The 15,494-nt window shown below is 61.0% G+C and carries 13 protein-coding genes; 7 read left to right on the top strand and 6 right to left on the bottom strand.

Translation table 11 applies throughout. The annotated features are described in order from the left end of the window. Window positions 1–4: 4 nt before the first annotated feature. A complete protein-coding gene (locus BBI10_RS16555; protein WP_065990157.1) occupies window positions 5–754 on the top strand; it encodes a FadR/GntR family transcriptional regulator in 750 nt (249 codons plus the stop codon). Between the two features lie 65 nt (window positions 755–819). Here the strand turns inward: BBI10_RS16555 and BBI10_RS16550 are convergent, their stop codons facing one another. The 3 genes from BBI10_RS16550 to BBI10_RS16535 form a co-directional block, all read right to left on the bottom strand. Then, window positions 820–1,044, bottom strand: coding sequence for a hypothetical protein (locus BBI10_RS16550; protein ID WP_141695204.1), 225 nt, complete (start codon window positions 1,042–1,044; stop codon window positions 820–822). Between the two features lie 519 nt (window positions 1,045–1,563). Next, complete coding sequence (locus BBI10_RS16540) at window positions 1,564–2,100, bottom strand: DUF2778 domain-containing protein (protein ID WP_065990150.1); 537 nt, start codon at window positions 2,098–2,100, stop codon at window positions 1,564–1,566. A gap of 26 nt (window positions 2,101–2,126) precedes the next feature. Next, window positions 2,127–2,627, bottom strand: coding sequence for an Hcp family type VI secretion system effector (locus tag BBI10_RS16535; RefSeq protein ID WP_065990148.1), 501 nt, complete (start codon window positions 2,625–2,627; stop codon window positions 2,127–2,129). A gap of 545 nt (window positions 2,628–3,172) precedes the next feature. Between BBI10_RS16535 and kdgD the strand changes: the two genes are divergently transcribed. From kdgD to garD, 3 genes are all read left to right on the top strand, one after another. Then, complete coding sequence (gene kdgD, locus BBI10_RS16530) at window positions 3,173–4,084, top strand: 5-dehydro-4-deoxyglucarate dehydratase (protein ID WP_065990147.1); 912 nt, start codon at window positions 3,173–3,175, stop codon at window positions 4,082–4,084. Window positions 4,085–4,258: 174 nt separating this feature from the next. Then, complete coding sequence (locus BBI10_RS16525; RefSeq protein WP_065990145.1) at window positions 4,259–5,629, top strand: MFS transporter; 1,371 nt, start codon at window positions 4,259–4,261, stop codon at window positions 5,627–5,629. Window positions 5,630–5,641: 12 nt separating this feature from the next. Then, window positions 5,642–7,195, top strand: a complete 1,554-nt coding sequence (gene garD, locus BBI10_RS16520; protein WP_065990140.1) for a galactarate dehydratase — start codon at window positions 5,642–5,644, stop codon at window positions 7,193–7,195. Window positions 7,196–7,268: 73 nt separating this feature from the next. On the opposite strand, the gene BBI10_RS16515 is transcribed toward garD, so the two are convergent. The 3 genes from BBI10_RS16515 to cra all read right to left on the bottom strand — a co-directional run bounded on the left by BBI10_RS16515 (window position 7,269) and on the right by cra (window position 9,592). Then, on the bottom strand, window positions 7,269–7,718 hold the full coding sequence (locus BBI10_RS16515) for a low affinity iron permease family protein (RefSeq protein ID WP_065990139.1): 450 nt from the start codon (window positions 7,716–7,718) through the stop codon (window positions 7,269–7,271). A gap of 93 nt (window positions 7,719–7,811) precedes the next feature. Beyond that, window positions 7,812–8,591, bottom strand: coding sequence for a TatD family hydrolase (locus BBI10_RS16510; protein WP_065990137.1), 780 nt, complete (start codon window positions 8,589–8,591; stop codon window positions 7,812–7,814). 5 nt (window positions 8,592–8,596) lie between these two features. Continuing rightward, window positions 8,597–9,592 carry a catabolite repressor/activator gene (gene cra, locus BBI10_RS16505; RefSeq protein WP_065990136.1) on the bottom strand — a complete coding sequence of 332 codons (996 nt, stop codon included), beginning with the start codon at window positions 9,590–9,592 and terminating at the stop codon, window positions 8,597–8,599. 352 nt (window positions 9,593–9,944) lie between these two features. On the opposite strand from cra, the gene ptsP reads away from it, so the two are divergent. The 3 genes from ptsP to BBI10_RS16490 are packed head-to-tail and all read left to right on the top strand — an operon-like array spanning window position 9,945 to window position 15,491. Continuing rightward, window positions 9,945–12,806, top strand: coding sequence for a phosphoenolpyruvate--protein phosphotransferase (gene ptsP, locus BBI10_RS16500; protein ID WP_065990133.1), 2,862 nt, complete (start codon window positions 9,945–9,947; stop codon window positions 12,804–12,806). After that, on the top strand, window positions 12,806–13,744 hold the full coding sequence (gene pfkB / locus BBI10_RS16495) for a 1-phosphofructokinase (protein ID WP_065990129.1): 939 nt from the start codon (window positions 12,806–12,808) through the stop codon (window positions 13,742–13,744). The genes ptsP and pfkB overlap by 1 nt, the downstream gene beginning before the upstream one ends. A 16-nt stretch (window positions 13,745–13,760) precedes the next feature. Then, window positions 13,761–15,491, top strand: coding sequence for a PTS fructose-like transporter subunit IIB (locus BBI10_RS16490; protein WP_065990127.1), 1,731 nt, complete (start codon window positions 13,761–13,763; stop codon window positions 15,489–15,491). The last annotated feature ends 3 nt before the right edge of the window (window positions 15,492–15,494 follow it).

Raw genomic sequence — 15,494 nt, 5'->3', positions numbered from 1 at the left:
GGATATGGAAAATCAGAGCGCTCCGCCTCGCGCCCGCCGAAAGCACCGCAGTCTCGCGCAGGAGTTGGTTACCGAACTCTCCGAGCGCATCCGTAGTGGCGGACTCAAGCGCGGCGATAAGTTGCCCACCGAGTCCGCCATCATGGAAGAGCAGGGGGTCAGCCGTACCGTCGTACGCGAAGCCATCTCGCGGCTGCAGGCGTCCGGGCTGGTGGAAACCCGGCACGGCATCGGCACCTTCGTCCTCGACACGCCAAGCCCGAGTGGTTTTCGTATCGATCCGGCGACCATCGTGACCTTGCGTGATGTCCTGGCGATTCTTGAGCTGCGCATCAGCCTTGAAGTCGAGTCGGCCGGCCTTGCCGCTCAACGCCGCTCCGCCGAACAACTGGCCGACATGCGCGCCGCCCTCGACGCACTCACCGAAAGCGCGGCCCATGCCAGCGATGCGGTCGGCGCCGATTTCCAGTTCCACATGGCGATCGCCCTGTCGACCGGTAACCGCTACTTCACCGACATCATGAATCACCTGGGCACGAGCATCATCCCCCGCACCCGCCTGAACTCCGCGCGCCTCGCCCACGACGACAACCAGCACTACATGAGCCGCCTGAGCCGAGAGCACGAGGAAATCTACGACGCCATTGCGCGCCAGGACTCCGACGCCGCCCGCGCCGCCATGCGCCTGCACCTGACCAACAGCCGCGAACGCCTGCGCCATGCTCATGAAGAGGCTGAGTCGCAGCGGGCTTGATCTGGATTGATTGATAGGGGATCGCGTTGCTGCGGTGCCCTTGATCGAACAAGGTTATGGCTGGGTTATTCGACGTTTTGATCGATCGGTGCGCGTCTCCATTTTCGCAAGGCTTTGGTGAGGGCTAAGCATGTCAGCGTTGAAACCATGAGCGTCAAGCTGAGCGTCAAGAGAATGAGCATGTCTTCCCCGTCTTCGCAGCCGTTCAGGTGAAAAAGTCTTTGCAGCCATAGATAAGCGCCCATGCCCCAGTCGGTATGAAGGATCCGGGGAATCGGCCATAGGGTCATTGCCCACCTTGTAAGCAAGGTAGTGAGACCTAGAATGAATACGGCCTTAATTAAGTATGTTAAGGCCTTGCACGCCAAGCTGTGTCGCCTTTCATCGCACATTGTCTAACCTTTCATCGTTGTGTCTGGTCTACGTATGGATCGGCAAGGTGCGGCCCCGTGAGGTATGGGCACACACTTCTATTAGCCCTCGCTCACTCATGCCGATGGAGTTTTCTGCTAGCTATTGCCTTGTGCTCCGGCTCGTTAACGCATGTTTAATTTTTCGTAGCCCCTTAGTTAGCAGCGCGCAGACTACTGTCGAAGTGGCGAGGCCCATGCACAGGGATATGGCGATCAGCATTTCCTCGCCCTCTTCGATGCCCTCTAGGTCAAGCAAAGTGAGCAACCATGCGTAAGCGAGCAAGCCTTGATCAGTACGCAATATCACTGGAATGGGCCAGGTATTCATCGCGCACTTTGTCATTAGGATGGTAAGGGCGAGGGTAATAATGACTTTTATGAAAGTAGTCAGCACCGTCATTGGTTGTTCTTGCTTGGAGGCTTATCGAATACCTCCAATACGCCGTAATATTTTATATTCCTGCCGTCCAGTATCTCGCCTGGCCTGTTGCGTAAAATTGTTCTTAATTCGTCGAATGCCAGTTGTGATGTCAGAGTGACGCAGCCTTGGCTAATGCCCCTTGGCCCGACTGGGTGGATCCTGAATGCGCTTCTCTGAATGTGATTGATAGTCGTCATGTCATCAACAACCTCGTCATCACGATAAAGACTTAGCCACTCGCTTCTGTCAGTCTCCGCAAAATAATCATTCACGGGTTGTCTCAGCCAGCCCAGCATGCCTCCTGACTCCCTGTCCAAGATGTAATACCTGCCAAGCGGCAAAGGACCCAGCTTCACCACGTCTTGGTAGCGTGAATTGTTCACATAACTTGATACGTCCCCTGAGAAAGCTTCATAAGTCATTCCCTCACACGTCAACTCGCTCAGCGGCTCGCCGTTAAGCACATAGGTGCAGTAAGCAATATTCGGGTTCCGCTCATTTTTACCAGCCATGCCAGTCATCCTCCTGCGAGTTTGCCTTACGCGTATACCTTGTTCGCAACACCATCCCAGCCCCCGACTATCTGGCCGCCGCCTGATCCATCGGAGCGCTTCTGCTGTATGTAGGTCATCTTGATCCGTGCGTAATTCAGGCGGACTGTTTCGGTGGGGAAACCGGTTTCTTTGCTGCCGTTGCCATTCAGCGAAACTGAAGAAACAATCACTTCCTCAAGCTTTATTTCCAGGTATTTGATCTTGTCGTTGCCCGCCCGATTTAACGCGATCGTCACTTCTTTGAAGTGCCTGCCACTGCAGCAGGCTTCGTGCAGCTTAGGTGTTGCTTTATCGACAGCTTTTCGGAAGTACAAATCACTCATTTTCGCGCGGCCACTGCTGGCCCCGCCCGAACTCGTCGTGGTTGCGGAGGCTGACTGGCTGGCGCCGACATCAAAGTCTTCCATCTCAATCCAGTCTTTGAACTGGGCATCCAGTGACTCACCCGGGATGTCAGCCATTTTTAAAAATGCATCAATTGCCATTTCGTTTCGTTCCTTGCGGTTCGCGGTGATTAAGAATTTGAATTTGAACCGCAATGACTTTAGCGACGTGCCGCGCCCCGCAGAAGGTTTCCCAGGCAGGTGCGCGAGCAGTTTCAGAGAAGGACTACAACGTTTGGATCACTGGACTACGGAATAATCCGAGAGGGCGGTGAAAGCGCTTGATTCTGGCCGGAGGCCGTAGGAGTGAGCTTGCTCGCGATCGGCTGCGCAGCAGTCGTAAAGCTGAAGCTGCAGTTCGTTCCGACATGCCGCCTTCAAAAGGATGCTGCCGCTTCGCGCCAGGTCGCGAGCAAGCTCACTCCTACAAATAGCGCCATTTAGCGCAGCCCTTGGGGCGGCTGCGGCTTCTGATAATCAGGCACCGTTACCACTTGCGAGAGCAGCCAGGCACCACTCATCCTCACCCGGCATAAATATTTCAAAACGCTATTGAGTGATCACCCTCCCAGTTGTACGATGACTTACGACATCAGCGCAGGACTGGTGCTTCATCCACAAAAATAGCTCCCCAGGGTGTTCGAATAATGAATCCACAAGAACTGAAGTCCATCCTCTCTCACGGTCTGCTTTCCTTCCCGGTTACCGATTTCAATGCCCAGGGCGACTTCCACCGCGCTGGCTACATCAAGCGTCTGGAATGGCTCGCTCCTTACGGCGCCTCCGCGCTTTTCGCAGCGGGCGGCACAGGTGAGTTCTTCTCCCTGACCGGCGACGAATATTCCGAAATCATCAAGACTGCCGTCGACACCTGCGAAACCACAGTGCCGATTCTGGCTGGCGTCGGTGGTCCCACCCGCCAGGCGATTCAGATGGCTCAAGAAGCCGAACGTCTGGGTGCCAAAGGCCTGCTGCTGTTGCCTCACTACCTGACCGAAGCCAGCCAGGACGGCGTTGCCCTCCACGTTGAAGCGGTCTGCAAATCGGTCAAGATCGGCGTTGTCGTCTACAACCGTAACGTCTGCCGCCTGACGCCTGCACTGCTGGAACAGCTGGCCGAGCGCTGCCCTAACCTGATCGGCTACAAAGACGGCCTGGGTGATATCGAGCTGATGGTTTCGATCCGCCGTCGTCTGGGCGACCGCTTCTCGTACCTGGGTGGTCTGCCCACCGCAGAAGTCTATGCCGCCGCCTACAAGGCGCTGGGCGTGCCGGTTTACTCGTCGGCGGTGTTCAACTTCCTGCCGAAAATGGCCATGGACTTCTACCGCGCCATCGCCAAAGACGATCACGAGACCGTCGGCAAGCTGATCGACGATTTCTTCCTGCCTTACCTCGACATCCGCAACCGCAAGCACGGCTATGCCGTAAGCATCGTCAAGGCGGGCGCCAAGCTTGCCGGTTACGACGCAGGCCCGGTCCGCGCGCCGCTGACTGACCTGACTTCCGAGGAAGTGGACTTGCTGGCTGCTCTGATGGACAAGCAGGGCAAGCAGTAACCGCCCGGATGCCGCAAAACCGCTGAGCGATCAGCGGTTTTTTGCCCTCGGGGCTTCGCTAACGGATACCTGGCAGTACCGCTTCAGATCGCATCTGTTTTAGGGGCAGGGGCGAGCAGCACACACATAAGATCGTTTACCCGCACAAAAAAATAATTAGTGGGAGTTTCGAACATGCTGAAAACCAAGCCGACGCACGTCCGCTATTTGATCTTGCTCATGCTGTTCCTGGTGACCACGATCAACTATGCCGACCGTGCAACCATCGCCATCGCGGGCTCCAGCCTGCAAAAAAGCCTCGGCATCGACGCCGTCACCCTCGGTTTCATCTTCTCCGCATTTGGTTGGGCCTACGTCGCCGGCCAGATCCCGGGCGGCTGGCTTCTGGACCGTTACGGCTCCAAGAAAGTCTACGCAATGAGCATCTTCACCTGGTCGCTGTTCACCGTGCTGCAAGGCTACGTCGGTGAATTCGGTCTCTCGACCGCCATCTTCCTGCTGTTCGCCCTGCGCTTCATGGTGGGCCTCGCCGAAGCACCGTCGTTTCCCGGCAACGCCCGTATCGTGGCGGCCTGGTTCCCGACGTCTGAACGCGGCACGGCCTCGGCCATCTTCAACTCGGCGCAATACTTCGCCACCGTGCTGTTCGCGCCGATCATGGGCTGGATCGTCTACACCTTCGGCTGGCAGCATGTGTTCATCGTGATGGGCAGCATCGGAATCCTGTTCTCGCTGATCTGGCTGAAAGTTATCCACAGTCCGCGCAACCACCCGAAAATCAACAAGGAAGAGTTCGATCACATCGCCAACAACGGCGGCATGGTCGACATGGATCAGGACAAGGGTAAAGGCTCCGCCAGCGGTCCCAAATGGGACTACGTGCGTCAGTTGCTGACCAACCGCATGATGCTGGGGATTTACCTGGCTCAATACTGCATCAACGGCATCACCTACTTCTTCCTGACCTGGTTCCCTGTGTACCTGGTTCAAGAGCGGGGCATGACCATCCTCAAGGCGGGCTTCATTGCATCGCTGCCGGCCATCTGCGGGTTCATCGGCGGCGTACTGGGCGGGATCATTTCCGACTACCTACTACGCAAAGGCCATTCGCTGACCTTCGCACGCAAGGCGCCGATCATCGGTGGCCTGCTGCTGTCGACCTCGATCGTGACCTGCAACTACGTCGATGTCGAATGGGTCGTCGTGGGCTTCATGGCACTGGCCTTCTTCGGCAAGGGCGTGGGCGCACTGGGCTGGGCGGTCATGTCCGACGCGTCGCCGAAACAAATCGCCGGTTTGAGCGGCGGTCTGTTCAACATGTTCGGTAACATCGCCTCCATCACCACCCCGATCGTCATCGGCTACATCATCAGCACCACCGGTTCGTTCAAATGGGCCTTGGTGTTCGTCGGCGCCAACGCGCTGGTGGCAGTGATCAGCTACATCTTCATCGTCGGTGAAATCAAACGTGTAGAACTCAAGGAAACCCCAAAGAAGGGTGCCTTGCCGGCCAGTGAAGCCGAGCTTTCTCAAGCGAAACTCTGAGGAAAAACCGTGATGAACTTGATCCAACATGCCGACTCGCCGCGTTACATTCGCCTGCATGCGCTTGATAACGTCGTCGTCGTGGTCAATGACCAGGGCGTCCCGGCGGGGACTGAATTCGATAACGGTCTGGTGACCGTCGACAATGTGCCGCAGAGCCACAAGGTGAACACCGTGGACATCGCCGAAGGGGAGCCGATCATTCGTTACGGCCACACCATCGGCTATGCGCTGCAGCCGATCCCGAAGGGCAGTTGGGTCAGGGAAGATCAGCTGCGCATGCCGTCAGCGCCAGCGCTGGACAGCCTGCCGATGTCCGACGCCGTGCCGGTCCCCGGTGAGCCGCTGGAAGGCTTCACCTTCGAGGGCTATCGCAACGCCGATGGCACTGTCGGCACGCGCAATATCCTCGGCATTACCACGACCGTTCAGTGCGTGACCGGCGTTCTGGATTTCGCCGTCAAGCGCATCCGCGAAGAACTGCTGCCCAAATACCCGAACGTCGATGACGTGGTGGCGCTGACCCACAGCTACGGCTGCGGCGTCGCCATCACCGCCAAGGACGCGTACATCCCGATCCGCACCGTGCGCAATCTGGCGCGCAACCCGAACCTGGGTGGCGAAGCGCTGGTGATCAGCCTGGGCTGCGAGAAGCTGCAGGCCGATCAGGTCATGCACACGGGCGATGCCTCGGTCGACCTGAGCGAGCCTTGGCTGTATCGCTTGCAAGACTCCAAGCACGGCTTCAACGAAATGATCGAGCAGATCATGGAATTGGCCGAGACCCGCTTGAAGAAGCTCGACCAGCGTCGTCGCGAAACCGTGCCGGCGTCGGAATTGATTCTGGGCATGCAGTGCGGCGGCAGCGATGCGTTTTCCGGCATCACCGCCAACCCCGCGCTGGGTTACGCCTCGGACCTGTTGCTGCGCGCGGGCGCGACCGTGATGTTCTCGGAAGTGACCGAGGTGCGTGACGCGATCTACCTGCTGACCTCCCGTGCGGAAAACATGGAAGTCGCTGAAGGCCTGGTTCGCGAGATGGACTGGTACGACCGTTATCTGGCCAAGGGCGAAGCGGACCGCAGCGCCAATACCACGCCCGGGAACAAGAAGGGCGGGTTGTCGAACATCGTCGAGAAGTCGCTGGGGTCGATCGTCAAATCCGGCAGCAGCGCGATCAACGGGGTGCTTGGCCCTGGCGAACGGGTGACGCGCAAAGGCCTGATCTTCTGCGCAACGCCGGCGAGCGATTTTGTCTGTGGGACGTTGCAACTGGCGGCCGGGATGAACCTGCACGTGTTCACCACCGGGCGCGGCACGCCGTACGGTCTGGCGATGTCACCGGTGGTGAAAGTGTCGACCCGTACCGAGCTGGCCCAGCGCTGGCCGGACCTGATCGACATCGATGCCGGGCGCATTGCGACCGGGCGTGCAAGCATCGAGGATCTGGGTTGGGAGCTGTTTCACTTCTATCTGGACGTAGCCAGTGGCAAGAAGACGACCTGGACCGAGAAGTATCGTCTGCACAACGACATCACCCTGTTCAACCCGGCGCCGATTACCTAAGCCGGCATTCAGCCCTTTACCAGCCGGGCATCTGAGCCCGGCTGGATCACGGTTCATGTGGCAGTGAGCGTGCTCACGAAGAAGTCACTGCAGCCGCTGAAGATTTAGCGGATGTACCGGCCTCCTCACCCGCCTCAGGCTCCGGCTCCGGAAACGCCTCGGCGTGATCAAACTCAATGCCTTTGCCCATCGCCTTGTACTTCTTGCGCAGCGCGTGCAGTTCCTTCTGGTTGAGATTATCCAGGCTCAGCACGGCGTTCTGTGCATCTTTGGTCACGCGCAGCAGTTCGTCGATTTTGATATGCAACTCATCGGTATCGCGGTTCTGGGTGTTCTGGATCAGGAAAACCATCAGGAAGGTGATGATCGTCGTGGACGTGTTGATGATCAGTTGCCAAGTGTCGTTGTAGTGGAAGAGCGGCCCGGTCGCGGCCCACACGCAAATCAGCGCGATTGCCACCAGGAAGGTTCGTGGGCTGCCGGACCACCGCGACAAGGCCTGCGCGAACTTCGAGAATTTCATTAACGGGTTTCCTTTGTGAGCCTAGAGAGGTACCCAAGGGACCACGCTGCGTCTTTGAAATTTCTTCTTACAACATGAAATCGGCGACAGACTTCAGACCCAGCCGAACACTTCGCACGCGTTGGCGGTGCTCGCTGCGGCCAGCGTGTCGGCAGGGATTTTCATCAGCTCGGCGATGGCGGCGCAAATGTCGGGGAGATGCTCGGGGCTGTTGCGCATGCCCGGAAACATCGCCGGCGCCATGTCCGGCGAGTCGGTTTCCAGCACGACGCTGTCCAGCGGTAACTCGGCGATCACCCGATGCATGCGCAAGGCCTGCGGCCACGTCGCCGCACCGCCCAGCCCCAGTTTGTAACCCAGCTTGATGTATTCCCGCGCCTCTTCGCGGCTGCCGGCGAAGGCGTGAACGATACCGCAGCGCTTGAGCCTGAAGCGCTTGAGTGCGGCGAGGGTGTCGGCATGGCTGCGGCGCACGTGGAGCAGGGCGGGGAGGTTGAAGTCCGCTGCCATCTGCAACTGCTGGTCGAGCAAGGTCTGTTGTGGCGGGCGGTCCAGGGATTCGATGTAGTAATCCAGACCGATCTCGCCCACCGCGCACAGTTTGGGATGCCCGGCCAGACGCGTCAGCCAGTCGCGCAGTTGCTGCACATGCTCGGGCTGATGCTCTTCCAGGAACACCGGGTGCAAGCCCAGCGCGGCGTACACCGACGGCTCACTGAGCGCCAGATCCCACACTCGCTGCAGATTGCGCTGATACACGCCCAACACCACGAGGCGCTCCACACCCAGCTGCCGGCTGTTGGCGAGTACGTCGTTGCGGTCGGCATCGAAATCGTCGAAATCCAGGTGTGTATGGGTGTCGATCAGTCGCACGTTGCTTACGCCTCGTGAATCCGCTGCTTGAACGTCCGCACAATGGCATGCACGCCCGGTTCGTACTGGTCCTGCTCAATGGCCGACAGGGCCAGGGCCAGGGCTTTTTCGGCGATCAAGTGGTGCTGTTGGGCCATGGCATTGACCGGCAGCGGCAGGAAATCCAGCAGTTGCGTGTCACCGAACGTGCCCAGGTGAAGTTGGTCCGGGTTCAGGCGCCGCTGGTGCAGCAGGTCGAACACCCCTTGCAGCAGGACGTAGGACGTCGTGATCAGCGCGTCCGGGAAATAACCCAGCCGATCGAACATATCGCTGGCCAGTTGCAGGCCGCAGTCACGGCTGAACGCGTCGCCGTGCTCGCTGATGACCGAGCCTTCGAAACCCTCCAGCGCGTCTTCGAAGCCCTTGGCCCGCGCCTTACTGACGCTCAGCTCGGGCTGCGCGCCAAGCAAGGCGATGTGTCGGGGTTTTATCTCCAGCAGGCTGCGGGTCAGTTGCTGGCTGGCGTCGTGGTCGTCGCTGACCACCGAGCAGAAGTGTGCCGGGTCCATCTCCCGGTCGATGGCGATGACTGGCGTTCCTTGCTGCTGCAGCGCGCGATAGCTGTCATCGCTGGCCGGCAGGCAACTGGCGACGAACAGCGCATCGCAGCGTCTCGCACGAAACAGCTGCAACAACTGCAACTCGCTGATGGGATCGTCGTCTGAACTGGCGATCAGCAATTGGTAGCCGCGCGCGCGAGCGCCCTGTTCCAGTTGCTTGGCGATGCGTGCGTAGCTGGGGTTTTCCAGGTCCGGCAGGATGAAGCCCAGTGTGCGGGTATGCCGGCTGCGCAGCCCGGCCGCCTGCGGGTTAGGCCTGAAGCCATGGGCGTCGACCACCGCGCGCACGCGCTCGACCGTTGCACTGCTGATGCGTTGCTGTTCGGCCTTTCCGTTGATCACGTAGCTGGCCGTGGTCACAGAAACACCGGCCAGACGCGCAATATCACTGAGTTTCAAGCCGGGCATCCTTTCGTGATGAGAAGCAAAAGTGGGAGCTGAACTACCGTGGCAGGGATTTTCACCGATTAACAGCCATCATGACAGCAGACCGTCGCCTTGTAGGAAGCTTGTGACCCGCACGGGATGTTTCCTACACGATTCGACCGGATGAGCTTCAAACCGCCGGAATTATCAAGTAACGTGCGCGGCACTTCAGATTAAACGATTCAGCAGGCCTGTTTATGGCACTTTCTGCCCAATCGGGCCTCTGAATGCCGCATTCAATATTCGCAAACCGTCAGTCATCGGTGTGTACGACCGGTCCTACAACAAGAATCTGGCGCGACCCCGCGCAGCACAGGAGAACGCAATGCTCGAGCTGACCATAGAGCAAATTTCCATGGACCAGTCGGCGGTGGACAAGCCCGCCGCGTTGCAACTGCTGGCTGACTTGCTCGTTGCCGACGGCCTGGTGGCTGCCGGCTACCTTGCAGGCTTGCAGGCGCGTGAGCAACAGGGCTCGACCTTTTTGGGGCAGGGCATTGCCATTCCCCACGGCACGCCAGAGACCCGCGACCAGGTGTTCGCCACCGGCGTGCGCCTGATGCAATTCCCCGAAGGGGTGGACTGGGGCGACGGGCAAATGGTCTACCTGGCCATCGGCATCGCCGCCAAGTCCGACGAGCATCTGCGCTTGCTCCAGTTGCTGACCCGCGCACTCGGTGAAAACGACCTGGGCGAAGCGTTGCGTCAGGCGAAGGACCCCGAGTCGCTGCTCAAACTGCTGCAGGGTGCGCCACAAGAACTGGCCCTCGATGCGCAGATGATCAGCCTGGGCGTTATGGTCGATGATTTCGAAGAACTGGTCTGGCGCGGCGCGCGTCTTCTGCGCAAGGCCGAGTGTGTGAACAACGGCTTCGCAGCGGTGCTGCAGCAGGTCGAGCCACTGCCGTTGGGCGAAGGCCTCTGGTGGCTGCACAGCGAACAGATGGTCAACAAGCCCGGCCTGGCGTTCGTCACCCCGGACAAACCCATGCGTCATCTGGGCCAGTCGCTGACCGGCCTGTTCTGCCTCGCGAGCTTGGGTGAGTCCCACCAGGCGTTGCTCGAACGTCTATGCGCGTTGCTGATCGAAGGTCGCGGCCACGTACTGGGCGAGGCGACCAGCAGCCGCGCCGTGCTTCAGGCATTGGGCGGCGAAGTGCCGCCGGACTGGCCGAGCGAGCGCGTGACCCTGGCCAATGCCCACGGTCTGCACGCGCGTCCGGCGAAAATCCTTGCGCAGTTGGCCAAGGGTTTTGAGGGCGACATCCGCGTGCGCATCGTCGATGGCACCGAGAATCCGGTGTCGGCCAAGAGCTTGAGCAAGCTGCTGAGCCTCGGCGTACAGCGCGGTCAGTCCCTTGAGTTCATTGCCGAGCCGACCATTGCCGCCGATGCCTTGCCTGCGTTGATCGCCGCAGTGCTCGAAGGTCTGGGCGAAGAGATCGAACCGTTGCCGGCCCACAGTGAGCCCGCACCCGCCCCGACGATTGTTGAGAAAACCCTCAGCGCGCCGGCTGCGGGCACTCACATCCAGGCCGTTCCTGCGGCGCCCGGCATCGCCGTCGGCCCGGCCCACGTGCATGTTCTGCCAGTGTTCGATTACCCGGCCCAGGGCGAATCGCAAAGCGTTGAGCACGAACGTCTGCACAGCGCGCTGGCGCAGGTGCGCCTCGACATCGAGCAATTGATTCAACGCAGCACGGCGAAGGCCATTCGCGAGATTTTCGTCACTCACCAGGAAATGCTCGCCGACCCCGAACTGGTCGACGAAGTGGCGCAGCGCTTGAAACAAGGCGAAAGCGCCGCTGCGGCATGGATGAACGTGATCGAGGCCGCCGCCCGTCAGCAGGAACAGCTCAAAGATGCGCTGCTGGCGGAACGTGCCGCTGACCTGCGGGATGTCGGTCGCCGCGTATTGGCGCAGATCTGTGGCGTCGAGGACCTGGTTGAGCCGGAAGAACCGTACATTTTGGTGATGGATGAAGTCGGCCCGTCCGACGTCGCACGTCTTGACCCTGCCCGTGTCGCCGGCATTCTCACCGCGCGCGGCGGCGCTACGGCCCACAGCGCCATCGTTGCCCGGGCGTTGGGCATCCCCGCGCTGGTCGGTGCGGGCGATGCGGTATTGCTGATCAAGTCCGGCACGCAACTGTTGATCGACGGCCAGCGCGGGCGTCTCGACGTCGCGCCGGACGACGCGACCCTGAAGCGCGCCTTGCAGGACCGTGACACCCGCGAGCAACGGCTCAAGGCTGCCGCTGCCCTGCGCATGGAGCCTGCGATCACCCAGGATGGCCACGCCGTTGAGGTCTTCGCCAACATCGGTGACAGCGCCGGTACGCCGGCAGCGGTGGAGCAGGGCGCCGAAGGGATTGGCCTGCTGCGCACCGAGTTGCTGTTCATGGCCCACAGCTCCGCGCCGGATGAAGCGACCCAGGAAGCGGAATACCGTCGCGTGCTCAAAGACCTCGACGGTCGCCCGCTGGTGGTTCGCACCCTGGACGTCGGCGGCGACAAACCGCTGCCGTACTGGCCCATCGATAAAGAAGAAAACCCGTTTCTCGGCGTGCGCGGCATTCGCCTGACCTTGCAGCGCCCGGATATCATGGAAATCCAGCTGCGCGCATTGCTGCGTGCGGCAGACAATCGCCCGCTGCGCATCATGTTTCCGATGGTGGGCACCGTCGAAGAGTGGCGTCAGGCCCGCGACATGACCGAGCGTCTGCGTCTGGAGATCCCGGTGGCCGACCTGCAACTGGGCATCATGATTGAAGTGCCATCGGCGGCGTTGCTGGCGCCGGTGCTGGCGAAGGAAGTGGACTTCTTCAGCGTCGGCACCAACGACCTGACCCAGTACACAATGGCCATCGACCGCGGTCACCCGACCCTGTCTGCCCAGGCCGATGGCCTGCACCCGGCGGTGTTGCAACTGATCGACATCACCGTGCGCGCGGCCCATGCCAATGGCAAATGGGTGGGGGTCTGCGGCGAATTGGCCGCCGACCCGCTGGCCGTGCCGGTGCTGGTCGGTCTGGGTGTGGATGAATTGAGCGTCTCGGCGCGGAGCATCGGCGAAGTCAAAGCCTGCGTCCGTGAATTGAATCTGATCGAAGCCCGGAAACTTGCGCAGGCGGCCCTGGCCGTTGGCAGCGCGGCGGACGTGCGTGCCCTCGTGGAGGGGCTGTAATGGCGAAAATACTGACATTGACCATGAACCCGGCGCTGGACCTGACCGTGCAGTTGGGCCCCTTGCAGATCGGCCAGGTCAACCGCAGCGACGCCATGCTCAGCCACGCGGCGGGCAAGGGCATCAACGTCGCCCAGGTGCTGGCTGATCTGGGCCACGAGCTGACCGTTGCCGGTTTCCTCGGCGTGGATAACCAGCAGCCGTTCGAAACTCTGTTTGCGAAGCGCGGCTTCGTCGATGAATTCGTGCGGGTGCCGGGCGAGACCCGCAGCAACATCAAGCTGGCGGAAAGCAGCGGCCGTATTACCGACCTCAACGGCCCGGGCCCGGAAGTCAGCGCGCAGGCGCAACAGGCGCTGGCCGCTCGGGTCGAGCAGATCGCGTCGGGTTTTGATGCGGTGGTCGTGGCCGGCAGTCTGCCCCGTGGCGTCAGCCCCCAGTGGTTGAAAACGTTGTTGCTGCGCCTCAACGAGATGGGCCTGAAAGTGGCGCTGGACACCAGCGGCGAAGCGTTGCGCGCTGGACTGGAAGCGTCGCCGTGGATGATCAAACCCAACACCGAAGAACTTGCCGACGCCCTTGATGCGCCGATCATTTCCATCGCCGCGCAAGCAGAGGCCGCAGCCGACCTGCGCCAGCGCGGCATCGAGCACGTGGTGATTTCCCAGGGCTCGGAAGGCGTTCATTGGTTCAGTTCCAACGTGGCCTTGCAGGCATTGCCGCCCAAAGTCACCGTCGCCAGCACCGTCGGCGCGGGTGATTCGCTGCTGGCCGGGATGGTTCACGGCTTGCTGTCTGGGCACAAACCCGAGCAAACCTTGCGGACTGCCACGGCCATTGCGGCCATGGCCGTCACTCAGATCGGCTTCGGCATCAATGATCCGGCGCAATTGAAACGTCTGGAAAGCGGCGTCAACGTCCGCGTCCTGACGGCATAACAAGAGAGGAAGTGTGATGAAGTTAGCCATCGTTACGGCCTGTCCGAACGGCAAAATCAGCAGCGTCCTCAGTGCCCGTCTGCTGGATGCGGCGGCCCAACGCCAGGGTTGGAGCACCAGCGTCGAGATCCACGATCCGCGTCATCCGGAAAAGCAACTGTCGCCGGGCGACATCGAAGCGGCGGACTGGGTGTTGGTGGTCAACACCGGCGCGCTGGACCTGACGCGTTTTTCCGGCAAGCGCCTGTATCAGGCCACGCCCGCACAGGCGTTGCAGGATGCCGACGGCTTTCTGCGTTCAGCGTCGGCGCTGGCGACCGAGCACACCGCGACTTCCGCCCCGTCTGCCACGTCCAGCGCGCAGCCGCGTCTGGTGGCGGTGACGGCATGCCCGACCGGCGTTGCCCACACTTTCATGGCCGCCGAGGCGATTCAGCAGGCGGCGAAAAAGCTCGGCTACGACCTGCAGGTGGAAACGCAGGGCTCGGTCGGTGCACGCAATCCGCTCAGCGCCCAGGCCATTGCCGACGCCGACGTGGTGCTGCTGGCGTGTGATATCGAAGTCGCTACCGAGCGTTTCGCCGGCAAGCGCATCTATCGCTGCGGCACCGGTATTGCGCTCAAGCAGGCCGACGCGACGCTGAAAAAAGCGCTGGCGGAGGCGGAGGTTGAGTCCACGGCTTCAACGTCCAAGGCGTCCTCCAAAAAAGAGAAGACCGGTGTCTACAAACACCTGCTCACCGGCGTGTCTTTCATGCTGCCGATGGTGGTGGCCGGCGGTTTGCTGATTGCTCTTTCGTTCGTGTTCGGCATTCACGCGGCCGAGGAACCGGGGACATTGGCGGCTGCGCTGAAACAGATCGGCGCGGGCGCGGCGTTCCAGTTGATGGTGCCGTTGCTGGCCGGGTACATCGCGTATTCCATTGCCGACCGTCCGGGCCTTGCGCCAGGGATGATCGGCGGGCTGCTGGCGAGCACCCTGGGCGCCGGCTTCATTGGCGGGATCATTGCGGGATTCTTGGCGGGCTACAGCGCCTGGGCGGTCAATCGTTACGCGAAGCTGCCGGCGAGTGTCGAAGCGCTGAAGCCGATTCTGATCATTCCGCTGCTGGCGAGCCTGTTCACCGGGCTGGTAATGATTTACGTGGTGGGCAAGCCGGTCGCCGGCATGCTCGAAGGGTTGACCCACTTCCTCGACACCATGGGCACGGCCAACGCGGTGCTGCTCGGCGTGCTGCTGGGCGCGATGATGTGCGTGGATCTGGGTGGGCCGATCAATAAGGCGTCGTACGCGTTTTCGGTGGGCTTGCTGGCCTCGAGCAGCGGCGCGCCGATGGCGGCCACGATGGCGGCCGGCATGGTGCCGCCAATTGGTATGGGCATCGCGGCATTGATCGCCCGGCGCAAGTTTGCCCAGAGCGAGCGTGAAGCGGGGAAAGCGGCCTTCGTGCTGGGGCTGTGCTTCATCTCCGAAGGCGCGATTCCGTTTGCCGCGAAAGACCCGCTTCGGGTGATTCCGGCGAGCATCGCGGGCGGCGCGCTGACCGGTGCGCTGTCGATGTTCTTCGGCTGCAAACTGATGGCGCCCCACGGTGGGTTGTTCGTGCTGCTCATTCCGAACGCGATCAACCATGCGCTGCTGTACCTGCTGGCGATCGTGGCGGGCAGCGTCGTGACCGGCGTGCTATACGCGCTGCTGAAACGACCTGAACCGGCAGAACTGGACGCGGTGCCCGCCAACGCCTAACCG

This window comes from Pseudomonas graminis, from assembly GCF_001705435.1.
Classification (GTDB): domain Bacteria; phylum Pseudomonadota; class Gammaproteobacteria; order Pseudomonadales; family Pseudomonadaceae; genus Aquipseudomonas; species Aquipseudomonas graminis_B.
This window is presented reverse-complemented; position numbering and strand designations above follow the sequence as displayed.

What these genes read in the sequence shown, in the direction of transcription:
- BBI10_RS16555 (WP_065990157.1), top strand. Translation starts at nt 5, where the DNA reads ATGGAAAATCAGAGCGCTCCGCCTCGCGCCCGCCGAAAGCACCGCAGT.
- BBI10_RS16550 (WP_141695204.1), bottom strand. Translation starts at nt 1,044, where the DNA reads ATGACCCTATGGCCGATTCCCCGGATCCTTCATACCGACTGGGGCATG.
- BBI10_RS16540 (WP_065990150.1), bottom strand. Translation starts at nt 2,100, where the DNA reads ATGGCTGGTAAAAATGAGCGGAACCCGAATATTGCTTACTGCACCTAT.
- BBI10_RS16535 (WP_065990148.1), bottom strand. Translation starts at nt 2,627, where the DNA reads ATGGCAATTGATGCATTTTTAAAAATGGCTGACATCCCGGGTGAGTCA.
- kdgD (WP_065990147.1), top strand. Translation starts at nt 3,173, where the DNA reads ATGAATCCACAAGAACTGAAGTCCATCCTCTCTCACGGTCTGCTTTCC.
- BBI10_RS16525 (WP_065990145.1), top strand. Translation starts at nt 4,259, where the DNA reads ATGCTGAAAACCAAGCCGACGCACGTCCGCTATTTGATCTTGCTCATG.
- garD (WP_065990140.1), top strand. Translation starts at nt 5,642, where the DNA reads ATGAACTTGATCCAACATGCCGACTCGCCGCGTTACATTCGCCTGCAT.
- BBI10_RS16515 (WP_065990139.1), bottom strand. Translation starts at nt 7,718, where the DNA reads ATGAAATTCTCGAAGTTCGCGCAGGCCTTGTCGCGGTGGTCCGGCAGC.
- ptsP (WP_065990133.1), top strand. Translation starts at nt 9,945, where the DNA reads ATGCTCGAGCTGACCATAGAGCAAATTTCCATGGACCAGTCGGCGGTG.
- pfkB (WP_065990129.1), top strand. Translation starts at nt 12,806, where the DNA reads ATGGCGAAAATACTGACATTGACCATGAACCCGGCGCTGGACCTGACC.
- BBI10_RS16490 (WP_065990127.1), top strand. Translation starts at nt 13,761, where the DNA reads ATGAAGTTAGCCATCGTTACGGCCTGTCCGAACGGCAAAATCAGCAGC.